We start from the raw sequence: 23,439 nt of genomic DNA on the forward strand, positions 1-23,439 counted from the left end.
TTCGAGTGTTTGAATCATTCGAACTCACCATACCACCCCCATTTTTTTCAGGTGCTCGCCCACCTTGGCCGACAGGGCTTCCACCTCATCGGCAAGCGCAGGCAGCGGTGTGGCATAGCGTTCGGCCAGCTCGCGTATGCGGCGGGTCAGGGTTTGACTCACGCGGTCCAGCTCGGCAGATAGGCTGGCATTCAGGGTGGCCAACCATTTGTCTTGCACCACCAGTTGTTTGATGTCGGCTTCGGTCAGCGTGGCGTAGCGGTCGTAGGCTTTTTGCTCCAGCGCGGCGTCAAGCGTTTTCACATTTTTCTTGAGGGTGGCTTCTTCGTCGCTGAGCTTGAGCCAGGCTTTCAGCACCGCCAGCTCGTCGGCGGCATCCGGGTCGTTGCCGATTTCTTTGATGCGGCTTTTCACTTCTTTGTCGTTGATTTTTTCAAACCCGGCAAAGGCCATGTCTTCGGCGCTGTTTTCTTCTTCCAGCTCGGCCAGTTGGGCACTCACGGCGTCCAGCTCTGCCTGTTTGGCATCCAGCGCGGCTTGTTCGGCGGCGTAGTAGCGGGCAATCAGCAAGGCGCGGGGAATCAGGTCGCTCTTGTAGCGGCGTTTGTTGATCACAAAGTCGTGCGCTTCGGGCCACACCAGTTTGTTGTCTTTGTTTTTGACTTGCCCCACTTCGCGCAGGGTGCGTGCGCTGGCCCAGCCATCTTGCACCAGCAGGTACACGTCGTCTTGCATGACTTCGGCCCAGTAGTCCATGAGGTGTTGGTACACGTCATACGCATCCACCAAGGGCACGGGCTTGAAGGTGGCCAGCAGGTCTTCGGCCAGTTGCGCCACCAGGGCTTTGGGTTTGTCGCCGGGCTGGATGCCTTGCAGTGCAGGCAAGTTGCGCGTTTGCCATGCGGCAAAGCTGCTGGTGGCTTGGGTATTGAAAGCCACAAACTCGGGGTGGGCCAGTACGGCGGCTTTCACCTCGTTCATGGGTTGTTGCAGCTGGGCATAGCCTTCGCGCAGGGGCTTGAACAGCATGTTGCGCAAGCCGGGCATGACCTTCCAGTAGGCGGCCAGTGCGTCCAAGTCGCGGTGGGGAATGCCGCCCGTCATGTGGGCTTGCAGGTCTTGAATGTCTTCGGCCTCTGTGCTGTCGATGTAGCGCGGCAGGTTGAGGTTGTAGGCGTTTTTGTCGCTGGCAATTTCATCCAGCGGCACCATGCGGGCATAGCCTGCGAGGTCTTCGAGCTTGTCAAACGCATCGACGATTTTGTGGATGTCTTGCTCGCGCAGTTTGTTTTTGTTGCCGTCTTTGATGAAGCCTTTGCTGGCGTCAATCATCATCAGACCCTTGCGGGCGTTGGCGTTTTGTTTGTCCAGCACCAACACGCAGGCCGGAATCCCCGTGCCATAAAACAGGTTGGCTGGCAGGCCGATGATGCCTTTCAAAATACCAGACTTGACCAGCTTTTCGCGGATCACCGCTTCGGCATTGCCCCTGAACAACACCCCGTGCGGCAAGATGCAAGCGGCTTTGCCGGTGCTGTTCATGCTACGGATGATGTGCATGAGGTAGGCGTAGTCGCCCTGCTTGGGTGGCGGCACGCCCCAGCCAAAGCGCTGGTAAGGGTCACCTTTTCCGCTGTCGCCAAGCGTCAGACCCGTGCTCCACTCTTTGTCGCTGAAAGGTGGGTTGGCCACCACGTAGTCGTAGGTGCGCAGCTGTTCGCCGTCTTTGAACTTGGGCGCGGTGAGCGTGTTGCCGCTCAGCACGTTGGCCGTGGGGAAGTCGTGCAAGATCATGTTCATGCGCGCCAAGCCCGCGGTGGTCACGTCTTTTTCTTGGCCTTCGAGGGTGATTTGCTTGCCCGCTTCGGCAGCCACTTTGAGCAGCAACGATCCGGACCCACAGGTCGGGTCATACGCGGTGGTTTTGGCGCTGGTGTTGTCTGGTCCCACGCCCAGCACCTTGGCAAGAATGCGGCTGACTTCGCTGGGCGTGTAGAACTGGCCTTTGCTTTTGCCCGAGTCTTGCGCAAAGTGGCGCATGAGGAATTCATACGCATCGCCCAGGATGTCGTCGTGGTCAGCGCGGTTTTGCGAAAAGTCCAGCTCGGGCTTTTGGAAGATGGCGATCAGGTTGCCAAGACGCTCCACCATTTCCTTGCCTTCGCCCAGTTTGTTGGGGTCGTTGAAGTCCGGAAAGTCGCTGCGGGCCAGCTTGCTGTTGGCATCAATCAGCGGCTGGATGATCTGGGTGTTGATCTTGTCGCCAATGTCGCTCTTGCCCTTCAGCTCAATCATGTCCTTGAAGCTGGCCCCCTGGGGGATGACCACCGCTGGGGCAAAGTCGTCGCTGTTGGCGTATTTGTCGCTCACGTATTTGATGAACAGCATGAACAGGACGTAGTCCTTGTACTGGCTGGCATCCATGCCCCCACGCAATGCGTCGCAAGAGGCCCAAAGAGAGGAATACAGGTCTGATTTTTTGATGGCCATGGGCTCGTTTTTCTAGCGTGCAACTGTCGAAAATTGAATCCAACAACTGTAACGTGAGCCAACCGCTTGCCGTCGGTCAATCGCCCGAAAAATGGATGTTTTTCAAAGGCATGCGCATTTGTTTTATTGGCAAATTCAGCAAGTCTAGTGAATATCAACTTGATAAGGCAATGCAATTGCATTACCATCGCCATTCCCCAATGGAGAACGCCACATGCCCGCCCTGATCGCTGCCGAATCCACCCTCACCGACCGCTACCAGACCACGGTGCCCGATGCCGTGCGCCGGGCACTCAATTTGGGCAAGCGCGACAAGCTGCGTTACACCGTACATCCCGACGGTAATGTGCTGCTGACCCGTGCGGCAGATACCGACACCGACCCGGCGATGGATGCGTTTTTGGGCTTTTTGGCCAAGGACATGACCCAGCACCCCGAGCGCCTGCAAGCGCTGGACAAGGCGCTGGTGCAGCGCGTGCAGGCGCTAACGGCGGGTGTGGCCGTTGACTTGGAAGCGCCTTTGTCGGCAGACGATGAATGAGCAGCGCAGATGAAGCGCTGGTCGTTAACGGCTGGACGGTGTTTGCCCACCCGCTGTTTGTGGCGCAGTTACAGGCCTTGACCGATCAGGTGGCCGCGCTGCAGGCCAAAGACCCACAGGGTTACACCCGCAAAAACGCCACCAAACGCCTGGCCGCCATCCGGCAACTCGCGTTAGAGGTCATTCCGCAAGACCCGACACGGCCCGAATACCGCCAAGGCAACTCACAGAGGGATGCCCATCGGCATTGGTTTCGGGCCAAGTTCTTTCAGCAGTACCGGCTGTTTTTTCGGTTCCATGTGGCCAGCCGCATCATCGTGCTGGCCTGGGTGAACGACGAAGACACCCTCCGCGCCTACGAAAGCCCAGACGACGCCTACCGCGTGTTTCGCAATATGCTGGACAGCGGACACCCGCCGGGTGATTGGGATGAACTGCTGGCCCAAGCCCACGCGCTGCCCAAAACGTGATGCCCCAGACGCGATAATCCTGACCCATGACCACCGCCACCTCCTACCCCACAGAATTTGCCCCCGGCCTCGCCATCCAAGGCTTCACCGCCCCCCTGTCTTTGTCCCAGTTCAAGCTCATCGCGTTTGACATGGACTCCACACTCATCAGCATTGAATGCATTGACGAGATCGCCGATGCCGTGGGTCGCAAGGCCGAGGTGGCGGCCATCACCGAGGCTGCCATGCGCGGCGAGATCACCGACTTCAAAGAAAGCCTGCGTCGGCGCCTGGCCCTGCTCAAAGGCGTGACGCTGGCCGACATGGAGCGCGTGTACACCGAGCGCCTGAAGATCAATCCCGGCGCGGCCGAGCTGATCGCCGCTTGCCAGAAGGTGGGCATGAAGGTGCTGTTGGTGTCAGGTGGCTTCACCTTCTTTGCCGACCGTGTCAAAGATCGCCTGAACATCGACTTCGCCCGTTCCAACCAACTGGAGATCGTGGGTGGCGAACTCACGGGTGGCCTGGTGATGCAAAGCTGGGGCGATATTTGTGATGGCGCAGAAAAACGCCGCACCTTGCTCGAAGTGGCATCCCTGCTGGGCATCAAGCCGCACGAGTGCATTGCCATGGGCGATGGCGCGAACGACCTGCCGATGATGGGTGCCGCAGGTTTGTCAGTGGCATACCACGCCAAACCCAAGGTGCGTGAGCAGGCCATGGTGGCTATTCAAGAAGGCGGGCTGGACCGGCTGTTGGAAGTCGTCAAAGTCTGAGACGCCCCAAAATCAGTCATTTACGTGACTGGTTCCTAGCGTTAACCCTGAGGGGTTTTCTGCTTTGTAAGTAGCCAGCTATCACCCGCCAAACGGTCTCCGATGAAATACTGGACCTGTCATTTGCAAACCATGCAAAGACATCCACATCAACGGAGACTTTCATGCGCGTCATACCCATCACCCAGAATGTCGAAGCCGCTGGCTGCGACGAAGAAAGCGGCGTTGTCCGCAAAGTCAACATGCCTTTGGCCCGCCGCGATTTCCTCAAAGGGTCCGGCCTGCTGTTTGGCAGCCTCGCTTCGGGCACCATGCTCGCAGCTTTGGCCCCGTCCACCGCCTGGGCGCTGGAGCTGAAAAAACTCTCCACCGCCGAGGGCCAGACCCTGATGGCCATGGGCCGGGTGTTGTTCCCCCACAAAAAACTGCCCGATGCGGTCTATGCCTTGCTGTCCAAAGACCTGGACGCCAAAGCCGCTGGTGACGCAGGCGCCGCCAAGATGATCCAGGACGGCGTGGCCTACCTGAACAAATCCACCGGCGGCAACTTTGCCAAGGCCAGCGCCAAGCAGCAATACGAGCTGGTGCTGAGCATGGAAGGCACGGCGTTTTTTGCCACCGTGCGCGGCCAGTGCGTCACGTCCCTTTATGACAACGACATGGCCTATGCGGTGTTCGGCTACCCCGGCTCGGCCTGGGAAAAAGGCGGCTACATCACCCGGGGCTTTCAGGACCTGAAATGGTTGCCCGCCCCGTCCAAAGAAGCCAGCCCACCGCCCTTCATGGGCTGATCCCGGCTGCTCTCCACATTGACTCCACACCGAATACAGAGGATTGACATGGCTAAATTTGATTTCAATGACGACTCCGTGGTCGTCATCATTGGTTCAGGCGCAGGCGGCGGCACATTGGCCAACGAACTGTGCCAAAAAGGCATCAAGGTGGTGTCGCTCGAAGCGGGCGCACGCCAATCGCAAGAATCGTTCATCAACGACGAATGGAAGTCGTTCAGCCAGCTGGCCTGGCTGGACGCCCGCACCACCTCGGGCTCTTGGCGCGTGGCCAAAGACTTTGCGGGTCTGCCTGCATGGATCTGCAAAACCGTGGGCGGCACCACCACCCACTGGGCCGGGGCTTCACTGCGCTTTCAAGAGCACGAGTTCCGCACCAAATCCGTTTACGGCAACGTGGCTGGCGCCAACCTGCTCGACTGGCCCGTGACACTGGACGAGCTGGCCCCCTATTACGCCAAAGCCGAAAACAAAATGGGCGTGACCCGCACCAACGGCATCCCCGGCCTGCCCGGCAACAACAACTTCAAGGTCATGCACGCGGGCGCCACCAAGCTGGGCTACAAGGAAGTGCACACCGGCAACATGGCCATCAACAGCCAGCCCCGCGATGGCCGAGGCCGCTGCATGCAGCTGGGCTTTTGCTTTCAGGGTTGCAAGAGCGGTGCGAAATGGTCCACGCTCTACACCGAGATTCCCAAGGCCGAAGCCACGGGCAATTTTGAGTTGCGCCCCCAATCGCACGTCACCCGCATCGAGCACAACGCGGCAGGCAAAGTGACCGGCGTGGTGTATTTCGACAAGGACGGCAAGGAACAGCGCCAAAAAGCCCGCGTGGTTTGTGTGGCCGGTAACGCCATCGAAACGCCCCGCCTGTTGTTGATGTCGGAGTCCAGCAAGTTCAAGGACGGCCTGGCCAACTCTTCGGGCCAGGTGGGCCGCAACTACATGCGCCACATGACCGGCTCGGTGTATGCCGCCTTCAAAAACCCGGTGCACATGTACCGGGGCACCACCATGGCCGGTATCGTGCGCGACGAAGCTGCGCACAACCCCAGCCGGGGCTTTGTGGGCGGTTACGAGCTGGAAACCCTGTCGCTGGGTATCCCCTTCATGGCCGCCTTCTTGAACCCCGGTGGCTGGGGCCCTGAATTTGCCTGGTGGATGGACCACTACACCAACCTGGCCGGTATGTGGCTGGTGGGTGAAGACATGCCTCGCGAAACCAACCGCGTCACGCTCAACAAGAACGTCAAGGACCAGTACGGCAACTACGCGCCCAACGTCCACTTTGATGACCATGACAACGACATCGCCATGCGCAACCATGCCTTCACACAGGCCGAACGCATTTACGGCGCGGCCGGGGCCATCAAGACTTTCCGCACGCCACCCTACCCGTCCACCCACAACATGGGTACTTGTCGCATGAGCGCCAGACCCGAAGACGGGGTGGTCAACAAATGGGGTCAATCGCATGACATCAGCAACCTGTTTGTCAGCGACGGCAGCCAGTTCACCACTGGCGGCGCAGAAAACCCCACTTTGACGATCGTGACGCTGGCCATCCGCCAGGCCGATCAGATCGCCAAATTGATGACCGAAAAAGCGCTTTGAGCTGAAAGCGCCACCCAAGATGTCCCAGATTGCTGTAGTCACAGGAGCGCACCATGTGTGAATATTTTGTCAAAGCTGACCCCATCCAGTATGAGCAACGCTCACGCACGGTGCGCATCAAAAACGTGCTGACCAGCATCCGGCTGGAAAACATGGTCTGGGACATCCTGGCCGAAATGGCCGAAGAAGAAGGCTGCACCACCAATGCCCTGATTGCCAAATTTCACGAAGAAATCATGGCGCACCGGGGCGAGGTGCCCAACTTCGCCTCTTTCCTGCGGGTGACCAGCATGCGGTACCTGCACCGCTCGATGATGAACCTGGAAAAGCAGCTCCAACCCCCACAGCAGCAAAGCGTTGCCAACTTGCACCCGCGCATTGAGGAGGCTCATTTGCCCCCAAAGATGTTCGCGGCAGTGGGCAGGTAATTCATCTCATCACTGCACTGACCTGGCGATCGGAGCGATTGCCAGAGGCCTTGCCACGCGCCGTGCGCGGCGAGTCTGTCAGCCATCCCATTCCTTATTCCATCCATCCTTTTGCCATGACATTTCGCACGGAAAACCTCCCTGGCGTGAGCCCCACCACCCCCGAACAGACACGCGGCTTTGTGTTCAACCACTCGATGCTGCGCATCAAGGACCCTGAGGTCAGCCTTGACTTTTACACCCGCATCATGGGCATGCTGGTGCTGCGCAAGCTGGACTTTCCCGAGATGAAGTTCTCGCTGTATTTTCTGCACCGCCAAAGCGGCGACACCCCACCCAGCGACGAAGGTGAGCGCACCGCCTGGACCTTCAGCCAGCGCGGCATCCTGGAGCTGACCCACAACTGGGGCACCGAAAGCGACCCGGACTTCAAATACCACGACGGCAACGCCCAGCCCCAAGGCTTTGGCCACATCTGCTTTTCTGTGCCCGACCTGGCTGCGGCCGTGTCCTGGTTTGACGAAAACCAGGTGACTTATGTGAAGCGTCCCGACCAAGGCAAGATGAAGGACGTGGCCTTCATCAAGGACCCCGACGGCTATTGGATCGAAATCGTCCAGCCTGATCTGCTCATGAACCTGGGGCGCTGAATGAAAACCGCACTGCTTTTGAGCGCTGGCTTGCTGCTGGGCAGCCACAGTTGGGCCAATGAAGCGCTGGCCAAGAAAAACGGCTGCACGGGCTGCCACGCCATGGCCAGCACCCTGGTCGGACCGGCATTCAAGGATGTGGCCGCCAAATACGCAGACCAAGCCGACGCCAAAGACCAGCTGATCCAGAGCATTCGCCAAGGCAGCAAGGGCAAGTGGGGGCAGATGGCCATGCCTGCTCAAAGCCAACTGTCTGCAGCCGATGCCCAAAAGCTGGCGCTTTGGGTGCTCAAGTCCAAATGAGCAAAGGCGATCAGCCATGAAATACCTGCACACCATGGTCCGGGTCGCAGACCTCGACGCATCGCTGCGCTTTTACCGGGATGCGCTGGGGCTGCAATTGCTGCGGCAATTCGATGTGCCCAGTGGCCGCTTCACGCTGGCTTTTCTGGCCGCCCCCGGCGACAGCCAGGCGCAAATCGAGCTGACCCACAACTGGGACGAATCGTCCTACACACAAGGCCGCAACTTCGGTCATGTGGCCTACGCCGTGGACGACATTTATGCCACCTGCCAACGGCTGCAAGACCACGGCGTGCAGATCGTGCGGCCGCCCCGTGATGGCTATATGGCCTTTGTGCGCTCACCCGACCACATTTCCATTGAGCTGCTGCAAAGCGGCGCCCCCCTGCCTCCGGCCGAGCCCTGGGTGTCCATGCCCAACATCGGCCAGTGGTAAATCACCCTCACCCTGACTCACCCGCCACGGCCATGAACTGCACCGTATCCCCCACACTCGACACCATCAGCCACGACCACGAGGCCCAGCAAGACTGGCCGCCCCATTGGGCCGTGGCCTACATGCCCGGCTCCTTGCCCATGGGCGGCGTGGTGCCCATGACGCCGATTCATGCCTTCAGCAGCAGCCCCCGTGCGCTGCAACTGAAAACGCAAACCAGCCTGAAATCGGTCCGCCACGACATTGAACTCGGTGGCTTGCTGGCGTTTGAGATTTCAGAGTTGATCACGCCCGAAGAAGCCGATGCCATCGTCACCGCCAGCGAACTGCTGGGCTACCGCGACGAAGCCCCCGGCATCCAGACGCCCCCGGGCATGCGCATGAACAAATCGGTGCACTGGGTGGCCGACGACCGTTTGCTCGACCCTTTGATGAGCCGCATGCGGCATCTGCTGCCCCCCAGCATCGACGGCCAACCTCTTTACGGCCTGCTCAGCCAGCGCCTGAACATGTACCGCTACGACGCCAACGACGTCTTCAACCGCCATGTGGATGGACAATGGCCCGGCTACAGCCTGAGCGATGACCGCCGCGACATGCTGCAGTGGGGCGACAGCGTGCGTTCTGGCCTGACCATGATCCTTTACCTCAATGGCCCGGAAGACGGCGTCAGCGGTGGCTGCACCCGGCTGTTCAGGCCCGATGGCAGCGGGGTCGATGTGTTGCCCCGCAAGGGCTCTGCCCTGTTCTTTCGCCACGGCTTTGGCCCCCACTCGGTGGTGCACGAAGGCCGTCAGGTGGGTGCCGGGGCGTCCAAATACGTGGCTCGCATCAACATCATGTACGGGCTGGAGTGATCAGGCTCACCGTGGGGTACGCAGGGGTTTGAGCAAATCGCTCAGACCGTTGTGGTCGATCTCTTGCATAAGCCGCAACAACTGGCCGACCTCGCCTTTGGGAAAGCCTTCCCGCGCAAACCAGTTGAGGTAGTGACCGGGCAAGTCGGCGATCAACGTGCCCTTGTGTTTGCCAAAGGGCATGGGCGTACTGACCAGCTTCATCAGATCGTCGGGTTTCATGCTTGCGCCCTCACTTCACGCCTCACGCCTCGCTTCACAACTCGGCCCAAAGCCAAGCCCGCACACGCGCATGAAATGCTTCGGGCCGTGAAATCATCACCCAATGCCCGCAGGGCAAGCCCTGCACCGCACTGCCGGGCGTGGCGGCAATTTTTTCAAGCCATTGGGCGGAATGGAACATGAAGGGCTTGCGCTCACCATAGACAAACAGGAGCGGCATGGGCAACTGAATTTGAGCCGCGCCTTTGAATCCACCCGCTGTGCCGAACCACTGCATGGCGTAGGGGTAGTTCATCTTGTGGGTGATGCGCTCTGGGTCGGTCGGGCAACGCAGCCAGCGCGCCATGGCGCGGGTCATGCGGCTGCCCAGATTGCCACCGATTTTCCAGGCCAAAGCCAACCAGACTTGGTAGCCCATCACAGACAGTTTTTCCTTGGCGCCCCAGCTGCGCAGCAAGGCGCCTGAATTGTGGTCACCCACGTCCACCGCCACCACGCGGGCCACACAATCAGGGTGGCGCATGGCGAACTCATAACCAAAGATGCAGCCCCAGTCGTGCAGCATCAGGGTCACGGCTTTGCCAAGGCTGATCCGGTCCACGATCTGGCGCAGCAGCTGGCACATGTCAGCCAAGCTGGTGGCAGAGGGGCCGGTTTCAAAACCCGGCAGCGTCAGGCGCGCGCAGGTGGCACGGTCTTGCAAAGCGGCCACGGTGCCGTCCCAAAGCGCACGGGTGTCGGGCCATCCGTGCAGCATGAGGATGACTTCGTCGCCCTGGCCTTGCAGCCAGACTTCGGTGTCGTGGACGGTGATGCAAATGTCTGTGGTGTTGGAACTCATGGCACAAGTCCTGAAAAAAATGGGCACGGGCTGTTGTTGTAGGAGCCCCGCCCCCGGGGCGATGGTTTGTGGTCTGCGAGGGGTCTATCGCGGCGAGGGCGCCGCTCCTACAAAAGGAAAGCCCCCCAAATAGCGGCGAGGTCGCCGCTCCTACAAAAGACACACCCCAAACTCAGTCCAACGCCTTGGCCAGACGCGAAACACCTTCAAGGATCTTGTCTTCGCCCACGGTGGCAAAGCTCAGGCGGAAGGTGGCGTGGTCCGGGTTGGCGCAGAAAAACGGCGTGCCCGGGACAAAGGCCACACCATTGTCGATGGCGCGTTTGGCGAACACGTTGCCGTCATTCACCTTGCCGCCCGAACCCGTGAGACGCGCCCAGACGAACAGGCCGCCTTGGGGCTGCACAAATTCCACCGCATCACCTAGCTCACGGCGCAGCGCGTCGCCCATCGTTTGAGCACGCTTGGCATAGACGGCACGCACTTTGTCCAGCGTGGCGGGCATGCGGCCGGCCTTGAGGTATTGCGCGGCCGTGGCCTGGGCAAAGGTGCTGGTGTGGGCGTCGCTGAACTGTTTGCACATGGTGGCACGCGACAGCAACTCGGCCGGGGCGATCATCCAGCCCACGCGCAAGCCGGGCGACAACACTTTGGAGAGAGATCCACAATGCACCAGCAGCTCGCGGCTGCCGGGCACCGATGCGCTCATGGCCAGCAGGCTGGGCGGCGGCGCTTCACCAAAATACAAATCGCCATAGGGGTCGTCTTCCACGATCAGGGTCTGGTGCTTCACAGCCATCTCCAGCACCTGTTGGCGGCGCTCGGCGCTGAGCAAGGCACCACTAGGGTTGCCAAAGGTGGGGATCAAATAAACAAATTTTGGTTTGTGCTCAGCGATCAGCTTTTCCAGCTCATCGGTCTTGACGCCGTGGCCGTCCACCGGGGCGCTGATGAGTTCCGCCCCATACAAACGGAAGCACTGGATGGTGGCCAAAAAGGTCGGGCCTTCCACGATCACCTTGTCGCCCGGGCTGATCATGGTCTTGCCGATCAAATCCAGCGCCTGCTGGCTGCCGGTGGTCACGATCAGCTGTTCGGCGGTCACGTCTTGGGCGCCCTTTTGGCCCATGAAGTGGGCCAGTTGCTCGCGCAGCGGGCCAAAACCTTCGGTCGCGCCGTATTGCAGCGCCGCGCCTGGGTCTTGCGTCAGCGCGGCATTGCTGGCTTCGCGGATGCCGTCCACATCAAACATGGCGCTGTCGGGAAAGCCACCCGCAAAGCTGATGATGCCCGGCTTGCCTAAAAGCTTGAAAAGCTCTCGGATGGCGGAGGTTTCGACGTTGTTGAGGCGGTCGGCAAATTGCAAAGGCATGGTGTATCTTCCCGTGTTGTCTTGGCCGACATTTTGCCAACATCCGGACGCCCCATGAAACCCGCACAAATTGAATCTTTTTTTGCCACCTTGCAAGCGGCCAACCCCATGCCCGTGACCGAGCTGGAATACACCAGCGTGTTCGAGTTGCTGGCCGCCGTATTGCTGTCGGCCCAGGCCACCGACGTGGGCGTGAACAAGGCCACGCGCAAGCTGTTCCCGGTGGCGGGCACACCGCAAAAAATTCTGGACCTCGGGCTGGAGGGGCTGCAGAGCTACATCAAAACGATTGGCCTGTACCGCAGCAAAGCCAAGCACCTGATGGAAACCTGCCGCATTCTGGTGGAGCAGCACGGCGGCCAAGTGCCCCGCACCCGTGAAGCCCTAGAAGCCCTGCCTGGGGTGGGCCGCAAAACGGCCAACGTGGTGCTCAACTCCGCTTTTGGCGAGCCCACCATGGCGGTGGACACGCACATCTTCAGGCTGGGCAACCGCACGGGACTGGCCCCCGGAAAAACGCCCTTGGAAGTGGAGCAAAAGCTGCTCAAGCGCATTCCAGCCAAATACCTGGTCGATGCGCACCACTGGCTGATCCTGCACGGACGCTATGTGTGCCAGGCCCGCAAACCCTTGTGTGGGCAGTGCGCGGTGGCGGCGTTTTGCGACTTCAAGCCCAAAACCAGCGCGATTCAATAACGCTCTGTGCTCCCCCCAGAGACTGCAGCACCCCGCCCTCTTCATCCGGTTCAGCGCCGACAGGTGAGGCGCACAAGCCTGCCATCAATGCGACAAAACACCCCAGAAAAGGTGCTGCATTGGTTTTTTGATGTCATTTTTATCCATGCGTCGTGCGCTTGATGACACGGTCAGCCCCTCTGGGGGAAGGTAAAATGCCCCAAGACGGTGCTGCCTGATGCAGCCATTTTCTTCAGCCGTCGCACTCCCCGCCCACTTGATCGACCCCAAGGAGCCTCCCGCACTCGGCCCGCCGAGCGCAATGCTCCGACTGAATCCATGACGCAAGCCTCTGTGCGTACCCCGCTCCACCGCTCCCACCTCATGCGCTTTCTCACCGAGCAAGGCATGGTGGAGGCGGCTGTGCCCGTCGCCGATGTGGGGGTGCGGCTGGGCGAATGGCTGGACTTTCGCCAGGCCATCACCTTGCACGGCGTGCTCAACCCCGAGACTGCAACGCAAGCCACCGAGTCTGCCGCCCCCACACGCCGCGCAGGCGTGATGACCGGCGAGGCGCTGAGCCGCTATGTGGACAAGTTCCGGGCGCAGTGGGTGCAATCCATCGCTCAAGGCGGCGCCCCTGGCCCGGGACTCACGCGCATTGAGATGCCGCCGGCTGAGCTGGATGCGCCCGTCGAGCTGAAAACCGCTTTTGAGCCCTACCGCCGCTTTTATGCCGCCCACCAGCGGCAAATGGAAACCGCCGTGCGCAATTTGCGCTCGCAAGTGCGGGGACAGCTGAACAAAAGCTCGAAGGCCTTGCAACAACTGGCCACACTCGATGCCGCTTTTGAAAACATCCTGAGCGAACGCGAAGCGGTTTTGCTGGGCAAGGTGCCCAAACTGCTCGAAAAACGTTTTGCGCAAGCCCTCAAACAACACATCAAGAAACACGCCGAAAGCCCCGCTGCCGAAGAGGCCAGGCCAGAGCAGCCACTGATCTGGCTCATGGCGCTGCGCCAGGACTTGCGCAGCGCCTTGCTGGCCGAGCTGGACACGCGTATGCAGCCCACGCTGGGCCTTCTTGAAGCCTTCAACGCAGACAACACCACAAAACAATGAAACGCTATTCCTTCGAAACCGCCTTCGGTCTGGGTGCATTGGCTGTCCTCTGGGTGGCAGCGTCCGTGGCCAGCAGCCACCTGCTGGTCCTGGTGATGACCGCCTTCATTGGCGGGGTCTATGTCTTTGGCGCCCTGGAGTTGCGCCAATACCGGGCCACCAGCGCCGCCTTGCGTCAGGCCCTGACCGACATCCCGCAAGACCTGATCACGCTGAACGACTGGCTGATCACCCTGCCCGCTGCACTGCACAACCCGGTGCGCCAGCGCATTGAGGGCGAGCGTGTGGGCCTGCCCGGCCCTGCCCTCACGCCTTATCTGGTGGGCCTTTTGGTCATGCTGGGCATGCTGGGCACGTTTTTGGGCATGGTGGTCACGCTCAACGGCGCGGTGTTTGCATTGGAAGGCTCCAGCAACCTTGCGGGCATTCGCGCCGCGTTTTCTGAGCCCATCAAAGGCCTGGGGCTGGCCTTTGGCACCTCGGTCGCTGGTGTCGCCACCTCGGCCATGCTGGGCTTGATGAGCAGCTTGGCGCGGCGCGAGCGTGCGCAGGCCTCACAGTTTCTGGACACGCAGATCGCCACCCGCCTGCGCGGCTTCTCGCTCACGCACCAGCGCCAGGAAACCTTCAAGGCCCTGCAACAACAAACGCAGGCCCTGCCCCAAGTCGTGCAGCAACTGCAGGCCATGATGGTGCAGATGGCCAAGACCAGCGAGCACATCAATGAGCGCCTGCTGGCCAACCAGCAAAGCTTTCACCAGGAAGTGCACACCGCCTACACCGGCCTGGCGCAATCGGTGGACCAATCGCTGCGCACCAGCCTGAGCCACAGCATGCAGGTGGCCAGCGACGGCATTCGCCCTGTGGTGCAGGCCACCATGGCGCAATTGTCCGAGCAAGCCCAAAGCATGAACGAGCGCTTGCTGCTCAGCACACAAGCGCAAATGAGCGCGCTCAACGACCAGTTCAGCGCCACGGCGGCCCAGGTGGCCCAAAGCTACACCACTGCACTGGCCCAAAACGACGCCGCCAACACCGGACTGATCGAGCGCGTCGGCCAGACGCTGGACGCCTTCAGCCAAACGTTTGAACAACGCGCACAAGACTTGGTGGCCACGATCCACACCACCTCCACCCAGCAACTGGCGCAGCAAAGCAGCGCCGACCAGCAACGACTGGAGAGCTGGACAACATCGCTGGAAGGCATGGCCACAGCGCTGAGCCAGCAGTGGCAAGCCTCGGGAACGCAAACCTTGGCGCAGCAGCAAGCCATTTGCGACACGCTGACCCAAACCGCACAAGACATCACACAACAGGTCCAAGCGCACGCCAGCCAGACATTGGCTGACCTCACCCGCCAGCAAGACCATCAAACCACTGCCGATCAGCAACGACTGGAGGCCTGGCAAGCATCGCTGCAAGCCACGGCCGCTTCGCTGCAAAATCAGTGGCAAACCGCAGGTGACCAAACCCTCGCTCAACAAGAGCAGATCTGCAACACGCTCACACAAACAGCCAGTCTGGTGACTGAACAAGTCCAGGCCCACACCCGCCAAACCCTGGCCGATTTGCAACGCGTGCAATCCGAACAAGCCAGCAGCGACCAGCAGCGCCTGCAAGCATGGCAAGACTGCCTGCAAGCCACGGCCAGTGCGCTGCAAAGCCAGTGGCAACAGTCGGGTGACCAAACCCTGGCGCAGCAGCAGCAAATCTGCGACACGCTGACGCAGACCGCACAAGACATCACCACCCACACACAGACACAGGCCACCCAGACTTTGGCCGAGATCACCCGGCTCATGGCCAGCAGCGAGGCGCTCATGCAAGCGCGCATCGCCTCTGAGGCGCAATGGGCCGACCAAAATGCACAACGCGCCAACGAACTGAGCGATGTGCTGCGCACCGAGCTGTCGGCCCTGCGCGATGCCGAAGAAGAGCGCGGCCAAGCCGCAGTCGCCCGTTTGGCCGAGCTGCAAACTGCCGTGACCGCGCACCTGAGCACCCTGGGCACAGCGCTCGAAGACCCGATCACCCGCTTGATCGAAACCGCCTCTGAGGCGCCCAAAGCCGCCGCCGAAGTCATCGGCCAGCTGCGTCAGGAAATCTCGGTCAGCGTGGCGCGCGACAACACCTTGCTCGAAGAGCGCACCCGCATCATGGCAACGCTCAGCAGCTTGCTGGACGCCATACACCACGCGTCCACCGAACAACGCGGCGTGATCGACAGCCTGGTGAGCAGCTCTGCCGTCACCCTGGAGCAAGCCAACAGCCAGTTCGTGGCGCACGTCAGCAGCGAATCGGCCAAATTGGGCGACATCGCCGCACAGGTCACGGCCAGCGCCGTGGATGTGGCCAGTCTGGGCGAAACCTTCAGCTTTGCTGTGCGTGCCTTCAATGAGGCCAATGAAAAGCTCATGAGCCAGCTGCAACGCATTGAGCAAGCCATGGACAAATCCATGACGCGCAGCGACGAACAACTGGCTTACTACGTGGCGCAGGCCCGCGACATCATCGACCTGAGCATCACCTCGCAAAAAGACGTGCTGGAGACCCTGCAACACCACGCCAGCCTGGCCACTGAAGGAGCCGCCTGATGCTCGAGCACGACGCAGATGTCGAGTCCACCGCGCCGACCTGGATGTCGTTTGCCGACCTGATGACGGGCCTGCTGGGCGCGTTTGTGCTGCTGCTGGTGGGTGTCATGGCGGCTCAGCTGGACATGGCCACCAAGCTCGAAACCGAAGTTCACAAGCGCCAGGCCGAAGAGCAAAAGCGCATGTCGCTGGAAAAAGCCCTGGCCATTCCTTTGGCCAGTGGTCGAATCACGCTCAACAACGGCCGCATCGGCATCAGTGGCAAGCTGCTGTTTGAGCTGAACTCCGACAAGCTCGAACCCGAAGGCCGCAAATTGCTCAAGAGCCTGGTGCTGCCGCTGCGCAGTTATTTGCAGTCGCGTGACGAAATGCTCATGGTCAGCGGCTTCACCGATGACCAGTCCATCAAAAGCCGCAACCGCAAATTTGAAGACAACTGGGAACTCTCGGCCCAGCGCTCACTGACCGTCACGCGCACCCTGATCGAAGAAGGCATGCCGTCTTCCATGCTGTTTGCCGCCGCCTTTGGCAAAGAACAGCCCCTGGTGCCCAACAGCAACGAAAAAGCCCGTGCCCAGAACCGCCGCGTGGAAATGGCCCCCGTGCCCAAAGCCAGCAACAGCGCCCAAGCCTCAAACACCCCATGAGCGACGTCCCATCCGGTCAGACTGCGGGGCTTGAAAGCCTGCTGAACGAACTGCGGGCAAGCGATGCACCCCAACGCGACGCCATCGGCTGGCATTACATCGAGACCCTGGCCCAGCGCATGCTTACCCAATCAGGCGAAGCACACGCACTGCTGAGCGACAAACTTCAGCAAGCATTGGAGAATTTCAAAGCCAGCATGGCCGCGGCCGCCAGCCAGCCCGATATTCGGAGTCAGTCCCCTGCCCTGGCTTCGCAGGCCAGCCCCTTGTCAGCACTGCTGCAAGACATGGCCCGCGAGACGCCGAGCAGCCCTGCAGGTCACGCCCATGAATGGCGCACCGAAAGCCCCTCCATCCAGCAATTTCGCCAGCGGCTGAGCAAACTCAGCGTGCAAAAACAAGTCACGCAAGCCATCGCCCAGGCCCCGCAAAACGCAGGCCCCATCAACTCGCACATGCTGGTGTTGCGCTCCCTGGGCCTGATGCGCGACCTCTCACCGGACTATCTGAACCGCTTTATGGCGCATGTGGACACACTGCTCAGTCTGGAAGGCATGGTGCAGGCCAAGGGTCTTCCCAAAAAGACAAGCCCCAGCCACAAATCAAAACGCGAGAGTCATGAGGGCTGATCGCCCCATGTCTTAGCCGACAAGCGCTGGTGCCGGAAAACCGTTGCGCCCAGGAAACTCTGGCGCCAATGTCCGTGCATTGGGCATCTTGACCCACAGGCGCAGCATCTTGCGGTTGAGCTCGTGCACACCGTGGTCTTCAAACTCGTTGCGCGAGTGCAGCACCGCGTAGTTGTTGGCAAACTGCAGGTCACCAGGCTCGAGCATCATGCTCAGTCGGAAATCTTCGCGGTGCATGATGTCATCAAACAAATCCAGCGCCTCGATCTCTACTCTGGACAGCGGGAGCTTGCGTATTTCGTGGCCCAACTCGATGTACTGGCGCAGGTAGCGGCAGCTAAGTTTGCCTTGGTGGTGGCTGAAGATGGGTGACAGGCTGGGCAGGTCTTCACAAAGGTGAGAGAAATACCAAGTGCGGTAGTACAAGCCCAGATATTCGGGGTGGTTTTGCAAAATTTCGTTGTAAATCGCGGCCACACTCACCAGCGAACTCAGGCCCCCCTGCTTGGCCTTGCGGATGCACAGCAGCCCCACCACGTCCGAGGGGTCCGAGTGGTACGGCAGGTAAAGGTTGGTTTCATAAACGCGGGTGGTTTTCTTCGTCACATCACCCACGTTCATGACCAGACCCAACAAGTCGCCCTTGGGGTTTTGGCGCACGGGCACGCCCATGTGCAGGCCGATGCCGTAGTACAGGATTTGGATGTCCTCTTCGCTGTAGCGCTCGATCTTCAAGCCCCGCAGCACCAGAAAGCCCCGACCGTTTTCCAGCTCATCGCTGTAGATTTTCAGGGCCTGCGCCCATGCTCCGATCGGAAAATCCTCTTGGGTGAAATGGGGAAAGTGCAAACCTCGCGCTTTGACATGCGCAAGGGCCGCATCGAGAACAGCGATGACATCCTCAGAAAGGACATGCATCCAGTCCGTATGGTGCTGGTGGTCACTGCTTTTCCAGGCTGCAGGGCCGGTGATGGGCGATTTCAAAATCACGGACATGAAAAACTCCAAAAATGAAACCGATTGAACAAATGATAAAGCCCCTCAAAAGCAGCTCTGGGCAAGACGCTGCATGCAGCCGAGCTCAATGCCCGCTGGCGGCGCTGCGCACCCGCACTACAGCGCTTTCCAACGCAGTCCAGGCGGGTTGTTGAGGGGCATAGCGCTGGCGCATGTAGCGTGCCAGATCGGCGATTTGCTGGTCGTTGAGCGCATGGCGGAAACCCGGCATGAACCCCACTTGTGGCCCCGGCACTTCCTGCACGCCATCCAGGATCATCCGCAGCAAGTTGTCTGGCCGCTCGCTGTGCAGGTTGGTGTTCAGCGCCAAAGGCCGGTTCACGCCCAGCAGTTTGGGGCCATCGCCTTCGTGGTGGCAGGCGCTGCAAGCGCCATCAAACAAACGCTGCCCGGCGCTGCCCACCAGCCGGGTGCGTTGCTCGGCCGCTTGTTGCACCACCTGCCGGGCCAAGGTGGCGCTGTCAGTCTCTGGCGGGTTGAAGCTGGCCAGGTAGGTGGCCATGGCACGGATGTCGCTGTCGGGCACCTGGGCCAGTTGCTGCACCACCGGGGCCATGGGGCCCGCGGCCATGCCATGGTGTTCGGTGTGCCCATGGCGCAGGTAGCGGTACAACTCCTCAGCGCTCCAGGGCACGGGCGCACGCGACAAAGCCGTCAGGGCTGGCGCTTCCCATCCGTCCACCATGGCACCGCTCAAAAACGCCTGGCCGCTGCGCTCTGCCCCCAGCGCGTTGCGCGGTGTGTGGCAAGCGCCGCAGTGGCCCACGCCATTGACCAAATAAGCGCCACGGTTCCACTCGGTGGTTCGGTCCGGCGCGGGCACCCAAGGCTGTGCATCGTGGAACAGGCCATTCCAGGTCGCCATGAAGGCACGCTGATTGAAAGGAAAAGCCAGCGATGTGGTGGGCGGCGCCGACGCCACGGCAGGCTGGGCCATCAAGTAGCCGTACAGCGCCATCAGGTCGTCGTCGCTCATTTTGGAAAATGAGGTGAAAGGGAACGCCGGGTACAGGTGCCGACCGTCACGCGAGATGCCTTCGCGCATGGCCCGCTGAAAGGCGCTGAACGACCATTGCCCGATGCCGTGCACAGGGTCCGGCGTGAGGTTGGTGGTGAAAACGGTGCCAAACGGGGTGCTCATGGCGCGGCCCCCAGCATTGGGCACGCCGCCCGGTGCGGTGTGGCACACCACGCAGTCCCCTGTGGCGGCCAACTGGCGGCCCCGCTCGATCGTTTCAGCGGTGTACAAAGTGCCCGGGCTGTAGCTGACCGGCGCAATCGCCGCACGCCCGCCCAGCAGCGCAAAAGCGGTGCCCAAGACCCCCACCAAAACCGCACCGGCACGCGACCAGACAGGCCAAGGCTTGGGCCAGATCAGGCCTTGCGGCATCACCGTGGGCGCGTGTGTGGGCTGGGGCGTGGGCGGCTCGGTTTGTGGGGCTTCCTCGTTCAAGGCCGCACGCACCCGCTCGGGGGTGAAGGGCGGCTCCCGAAAGCGCACGCCGGTGGCGTCAAAAATCGCATTCGCAATGGCCGCCGTGCCGGGCACCGAAGACGACTCGCCCGAACCCAGGGGGGCTTCGTGCTGCCGAGGCATGGTGACGACTTCGACCACCGGCACGTTGCGGAAATTCAAAATCGGGTAGCTGCCCCACTCTTGTGTGGCCACGGTGTTTTTGAGCGGCTCGATTTGCACTTGCTCATGCAATGCGCGGCTGGTGGTCTGCAACACATTGCCGTGGATTTGGTGCTCCACGCCAGCAGGGTTGATCATCATGCCTGCGTCATGCCCCACCACCACGCGGCTGACATGCACCTCACCCGTGCGCCGGTTGACCTCGACATCGGCCACCCACGCCGCCCAGGCAGCGCCAAAGCCCGGCCATTTGCTGTGCACATAGCGCGCATAGGCCACGCCCTGGCCCCGCACCACTTCGCCGTTTGTGCCCGCCACCGCTTGCTGCCGGGGCGCTGTGCGCTGCTGCCAGCCTGCGCGCTCGGCGGTGGTCGCCAGCAACTCGGCAGCGCGCGGGTCCTTGAGGTATTGCAAACGGAATTCGACCGGGTCCACCCCAGCGGCAGCCGCCAGCTCGTCGATGTAGCTTTCGTGGGCAAAGGAGTTGGGCAAGGCCGACACACCACGCAGCCAGGAGGCCCGCAAAATCGGGGCCATGTCGTTCACACTCACCCGCAAATTGCTGTAGTCATAGGGTGGCCGGGCGGTGCGGTCGCCCATTTCATAGGCTTGCGCCAGAGGCTCCACCGTGCGGGTGAGCAAGAGCGCCAATGTGGGTGCGCCGTTGGAGGGGTAGCTGGTTTCAAAATCATAGGCCGCCACCGAACCATCGGCGTTCAGCCCACCGCGCACATCCATGAGCTGGGCTGCGCCCTTGGGCTCCCAGGCATGCTCTTGTTCGCGCGTGAGTTGCACCCGCACAGGCGCGCCCACCGCGCGGGAAAGCAATGCGGCATCGGCGGCCACATCGTCGGCCCCGTTGCGCCCATAGCAACCGGCCGCCTCCATGCGGACCACATCGATGGCGGTGTCGGCCAGGCCCATGAGCCGGGCCAGGTCAGCGCGCAGGACATGCGGGTTTTGCGTGCCCGCCCAGACGATGAGACCAGGCTGGTCTGGAGACGCGGCATCACCCTGCCACAGTGCCACGGCGCAAGACGGGCCAATCGATCCATGCAGCTGGTAAGGCCACACATAGGTGCGCGACAAACGCTGCGCCGCTTGGGCCATTGCGGCGTCCACATCGCCCTCGTCCACCAGTCGGCGCTGGGTGGACGGGTTGTTGCGCAGGGCTTGCGGCACATCGTCCAGGGCAGGCAGTCCGGGCCAGTCTTTCCATTGCACGCGCAACTCGCGCATGGCTTGCTCGGCCTGCTCTTCGCGCTCGGCGACCACCCCCACAAAATCACGGATCACCACCACCGCACGCACACCGGGAATGTGCGCGATGGAAGACTCGTCCACCGACTCCAGCGTGTTGCCAATGAAGTCACCATGGTCAGCCCCGGCATACGGGGGCCGCACCACGCGCCCGTGCAGCATGCCGGGCACACGCATGTCGTGCACAAACACCTGCTCGCCGCTGACCTTGGCGGGAATGTCCACCCGATGCACGCACTGACCAATGAGGCGGTGCTCACTGGCAGGCTTCAAAGGCGTCGCCAGCTCCAGCGTGAGGGCGACGTGTTGCGCCTGCAGCAGCTGGCCATAGGCGCACTGGCGCGATGGGTCCGAACGCGAGGACACCACACCGCCTTGCACCTGCAGATCATCGGCCGGAACACCCAACTTGACTGTGGCCTGAGCCAGCAACCAGGCGCGGGCCTGCGCCGCAGCGGCTCGCAAAGGCACGGCATGAATTTGCAGCGTGGCACTGGCAATGGTGGCCCCCTGGTTGGGGGCCAGTGGGGTGCTGCCCAGTACCGTATGCACCTCGGACAGCGCCACATCGAGTTCATCGGCCACCAGCTGCGACAGCGCGGTGCGAATGCCCGTGCCCAAGTCAACATGGCCGTTCAGTGCCGTCACACTGCCGTCGTCCCACACCGCCAACAAAATTTCCACACCCTCGGCCGGGTTGCCCGGCACCGCCATGGGCTGGCCTTTGACGGGCAGCGGCGGAGGTGGCGGCTCACGCGTGATGAGCAACACGCCCTGTGCCGCATGGAAGTCAGCGCGCCACTGGGGCCACTCAGCTCGCCGGGTCATGTCGGCTGGCCCATGCGTTCGGCAGCCAACAGCACCGCCTGGATGATTTCAAGGTGCGTGCCGCAGCGGCACAAATTACCGGACAACTCTCTGCGCACATCGGCCTCACTCGGATTCGGATTTCGGGCCAGCAAGGCCGCCGCCATCATGACCATGCCATTGAGGCAATAACCGCACTGGGCGGCCTGGGCATCGACAAAGGCTTGCTGCACCGGGTGCAATTCGCCCCCTTCAGCGTGCAGCGCGGGTAAGCCCTCCAACGTGGTGATGCTGCGCCCAGCCACACCGTGCGCGGGGATCACGCAAGCCCGCGCAGCCACACCATCGACCCACACGGTGCAGGCACCGCACTCGCCCAGTCCACAGCCGTATTTGGGGCCGTTGAGCTGCAGGTCATTGCGCAGCACCTGCAGCAAGGTGGCGCGAGCAGCCGCGTCTGGCAGTGCATGCCATGCCTGGTTGACCTGCAAGGACTGGGCGGTAGGCATGCACTGACCGGATCAGCCCAGCGCCAGATCGCTGGACTGGATGCGTTTGACCCCCTTGGCCTGCATTTGCTTCCAGGCGGCAGCGACCGACCCGTTGAGGTCAATGCCACGGCAGGCGTCTTCGATCACATAGGTCTCAAAGCCCAGGCGCTTGGCATCGAGCGCTGTCCAGGCCACACAAAAATCCGTGGCCAGGCCGGTGACAAACACGGTGCGGATGCCGCGCTGTCGCAAGTACCCCGCCAAACCCGTAGCGGTCTTGCGATCGGCTTCTTCAAAAGCAGAGTAGCTGTCGACGTGCTTGTGAAAGCCTTTGCGCAAAATCACCTGTGCCTGCGGCACTTTGAGGTCTTTGTGCACGGCGGCATCCTCACTGCCCTGCACGCAGTGGTCCGGCCACAGCACCTGCTGGCCGTAGCTCAGTTTTGTGGTTTCAAAAGGTTTCTTGCCCGGATAACTGCTGGCAAAAGAGGCATGACCGGGGGTGTGCCAGTCTTGCGTGACCACCACGTTCTCAAATGCGGGGGCAATGCGGTTGATCACCGGCACGACTTCATGGCCATTGTTGACCGGCAAAGTGCCACCCGGCACAAAGCAGTTTTGCACATCGACCACGATCAGCGCCGAGCGCTCGTTCGGTCGAATGGTGCCCTGCGCCCAGACTTGGGGCAAGGCGGCCGCGCCCCACAGGGCGGCGGAGGTTTGGAGAAATTGTCTACGGGCATTCGTGCTCATTTGCTGCTCCTGGTTGAAAAAACCATGTGCCCCAA

At 61.3% G+C, this 23,439-nt stretch carries 24 protein-coding genes; 16 read left to right on the top strand and 8 right to left on the bottom strand.

Annotation, left to right across the window (positions count from 1 at the left end; translation table 11 throughout):
• Positions 1 to 24: 24 nt before the first annotated feature.
• Entirely contained in the window at positions 25 to 2,490 is a 2,466-nt protein-coding gene (locus B9Z51_RS08080; protein ID WP_108373517.1) for a class I SAM-dependent DNA methyltransferase, read from the bottom strand.
• Positions 2,491 to 2,543: 53 nt separating this feature from the next.
• On the opposite strand from B9Z51_RS08080, the gene B9Z51_RS18805 reads away from it, so the two are divergent.
• From B9Z51_RS18805 to B9Z51_RS08130, 11 genes are all read left to right on the top strand, one after another.
• A complete protein-coding gene (locus tag B9Z51_RS18805; RefSeq protein WP_233254883.1) occupies positions 2,544 to 2,717 on the top strand; it encodes a hypothetical protein in 174 nt (57 codons plus the stop codon).
• Entirely contained in the window at positions 2,705 to 3,031 is a 327-nt protein-coding gene (locus B9Z51_RS08085) for a type II toxin-antitoxin system PrlF family antitoxin (protein WP_108373519.1), read from the top strand. Before B9Z51_RS18805 ends, B9Z51_RS08085 begins: the two co-directional genes overlap by 13 nt.
• Entirely contained in the window at positions 3,028 to 3,501 is a 474-nt protein-coding gene (locus tag B9Z51_RS08090) for a type II toxin-antitoxin system YhaV family toxin (protein ID WP_108373521.1), read from the top strand. Before B9Z51_RS08085 ends, B9Z51_RS08090 begins: the two co-directional genes overlap by 4 nt.
• A gap of 26 nt (positions 3,502 to 3,527) precedes the next feature.
• On the top strand, positions 3,528 to 4,256 hold the full coding sequence (gene serB / locus B9Z51_RS08095) for a phosphoserine phosphatase SerB (RefSeq protein WP_108373523.1): 729 nt from the start codon (positions 3,528 to 3,530) through the stop codon (positions 4,254 to 4,256).
• 164 nt (positions 4,257 to 4,420) lie between these two features.
• Positions 4,421 to 5,047, top strand: coding sequence for a twin-arginine translocation signal domain-containing protein (locus B9Z51_RS08100; RefSeq protein WP_108373525.1), 627 nt, complete (start codon positions 4,421 to 4,423; stop codon positions 5,045 to 5,047).
• A gap of 48 nt (positions 5,048 to 5,095) precedes the next feature.
• Positions 5,096 to 6,664 carry a GMC family oxidoreductase gene (locus B9Z51_RS08105; protein WP_108373527.1) on the top strand — a complete coding sequence of 523 codons (1,569 nt, stop codon included), beginning with the start codon at positions 5,096 to 5,098 and terminating at the stop codon, positions 6,662 to 6,664.
• 53 nt (positions 6,665 to 6,717) lie between these two features.
• Positions 6,718 to 7,092, top strand: coding sequence for a ribbon-helix-helix domain-containing protein (locus B9Z51_RS08110; RefSeq protein WP_108373529.1), 375 nt, complete (start codon positions 6,718 to 6,720; stop codon positions 7,090 to 7,092).
• Between the two features lie 116 nt (positions 7,093 to 7,208).
• A complete protein-coding gene (gene gloA, locus B9Z51_RS08115) occupies positions 7,209 to 7,742 on the top strand; it encodes a lactoylglutathione lyase (protein WP_108374864.1) in 534 nt (177 codons plus the stop codon).
• Entirely contained in the window at positions 7,743 to 8,045 is a 303-nt protein-coding gene (locus B9Z51_RS08120) for a c-type cytochrome (RefSeq protein WP_108373531.1), read from the top strand.
• A gap of 16 nt (positions 8,046 to 8,061) precedes the next feature.
• Entirely contained in the window at positions 8,062 to 8,481 is a 420-nt protein-coding gene (locus B9Z51_RS08125) for a VOC family protein (protein ID WP_233254884.1), read from the top strand.
• Between the two features lie 32 nt (positions 8,482 to 8,513).
• The gene (locus tag B9Z51_RS08130) at positions 8,514 to 9,338 is read left to right on the top strand and encodes a 2OG-Fe(II) oxygenase (RefSeq protein WP_108373535.1); all 825 of its coding nucleotides are present in this window, start codon (positions 8,514 to 8,516) and stop codon (positions 9,336 to 9,338) included.
• 6 nt (positions 9,339 to 9,344) lie between these two features.
• Here the strand turns inward: B9Z51_RS08130 and B9Z51_RS08135 are convergent, their stop codons facing one another.
• From B9Z51_RS08135 to B9Z51_RS08145, 3 genes are all read right to left on the bottom strand, one after another.
• Positions 9,345 to 9,560 carry a DUF3820 family protein gene (locus tag B9Z51_RS08135; RefSeq protein ID WP_108373537.1) on the bottom strand — a complete coding sequence of 72 codons (216 nt, stop codon included), beginning with the start codon at positions 9,558 to 9,560 and terminating at the stop codon, positions 9,345 to 9,347.
• Between the two features lie 34 nt (positions 9,561 to 9,594).
• On the bottom strand, positions 9,595 to 10,401 hold the full coding sequence (locus B9Z51_RS08140; protein ID WP_108373539.1) for an alpha/beta fold hydrolase: 807 nt from the start codon (positions 10,399 to 10,401) through the stop codon (positions 9,595 to 9,597).
• 172 nt (positions 10,402 to 10,573) lie between these two features.
• A complete protein-coding gene (locus tag B9Z51_RS08145) occupies positions 10,574 to 11,773 on the bottom strand; it encodes a PLP-dependent aminotransferase family protein (protein ID WP_108373541.1) in 1,200 nt (399 codons plus the stop codon).
• Between the two features lie 54 nt (positions 11,774 to 11,827).
• On the opposite strand from B9Z51_RS08145, the gene nth reads away from it, so the two are divergent.
• From nth to B9Z51_RS08170, 5 genes are all read left to right on the top strand, one after another.
• Positions 11,828 to 12,469 carry an endonuclease III gene (nth, locus tag B9Z51_RS08150; protein ID WP_108373543.1) on the top strand — a complete coding sequence of 214 codons (642 nt, stop codon included), beginning with the start codon at positions 11,828 to 11,830 and terminating at the stop codon, positions 12,467 to 12,469.
• A 318-nt stretch (positions 12,470 to 12,787) separates the two neighbouring features.
• Positions 12,788 to 13,570: a DUF3348 family protein gene (locus B9Z51_RS08155; RefSeq protein ID WP_108373545.1), complete on the top strand. Its 783-nt coding sequence runs from the start codon at positions 12,788 to 12,790 to the stop codon at positions 13,568 to 13,570.
• Entirely contained in the window at positions 13,567 to 16,164 is a 2,598-nt protein-coding gene (locus B9Z51_RS08160) for a DUF802 domain-containing protein (RefSeq protein WP_108373547.1), read from the top strand. The genes B9Z51_RS08155 and B9Z51_RS08160 overlap by 4 nt, the downstream gene beginning before the upstream one ends.
• Positions 16,164 to 16,811 (top strand): OmpA family protein, encoded by a 648-nt coding sequence (locus B9Z51_RS08165; RefSeq protein WP_108373549.1) that lies wholly within the window; start codon positions 16,164 to 16,166, stop codon positions 16,809 to 16,811. The genes B9Z51_RS08160 and B9Z51_RS08165 overlap by 1 nt, the downstream gene beginning before the upstream one ends.
• The gene (locus B9Z51_RS08170) at positions 16,808 to 17,440 is read left to right on the top strand and encodes a DUF2894 domain-containing protein (protein ID WP_108373550.1); all 633 of its coding nucleotides are present in this window, start codon (positions 16,808 to 16,810) and stop codon (positions 17,438 to 17,440) included. The genes B9Z51_RS08165 and B9Z51_RS08170 overlap by 4 nt, the downstream gene beginning before the upstream one ends.
• A gap of 12 nt (positions 17,441 to 17,452) precedes the next feature.
• Here B9Z51_RS08170 and B9Z51_RS08175 read toward each other — a convergent pair whose 3' ends face one another.
• The 4 genes from B9Z51_RS08175 to pncA all read right to left on the bottom strand — a co-directional run bounded on the left by B9Z51_RS08175 (position 17,453) and on the right by pncA (position 23,404).
• The gene (locus tag B9Z51_RS08175; RefSeq protein ID WP_108374867.1) at positions 17,453 to 18,436 is read right to left on the bottom strand and encodes a TauD/TfdA family dioxygenase; all 984 of its coding nucleotides are present in this window, start codon (positions 18,434 to 18,436) and stop codon (positions 17,453 to 17,455) included.
• An 85-nt stretch (positions 18,437 to 18,521) separates the two neighbouring features.
• A complete protein-coding gene (locus B9Z51_RS08180; RefSeq protein ID WP_108373552.1) occupies positions 18,522 to 22,181 on the bottom strand; it encodes a molybdopterin cofactor-binding domain-containing protein in 3,660 nt (1,219 codons plus the stop codon).
• Positions 22,178 to 22,669 carry a (2Fe-2S)-binding protein gene (locus B9Z51_RS08185; RefSeq protein ID WP_108373554.1) on the bottom strand — a complete coding sequence of 164 codons (492 nt, stop codon included), beginning with the start codon at positions 22,667 to 22,669 and terminating at the stop codon, positions 22,178 to 22,180. The genes B9Z51_RS08180 and B9Z51_RS08185 overlap by 4 nt, the downstream gene beginning before the upstream one ends.
• Before the next feature lie 12 nt (positions 22,670 to 22,681).
• Positions 22,682 to 23,404: a bifunctional nicotinamidase/pyrazinamidase gene (gene pncA, locus B9Z51_RS08190; protein WP_108374870.1), complete on the bottom strand. Its 723-nt coding sequence runs from the start codon at positions 23,402 to 23,404 to the stop codon at positions 22,682 to 22,684.
• Positions 23,405 to 23,439: the final 35 nt, after the last annotated feature.

Origin of the sequence: Limnohabitans sp. T6-5 (genome assembly GCF_003063315.1) — a bacterium.
GTDB lineage: Bacteria > Pseudomonadota > Gammaproteobacteria > Burkholderiales > Burkholderiaceae_C > Limnohabitans_A.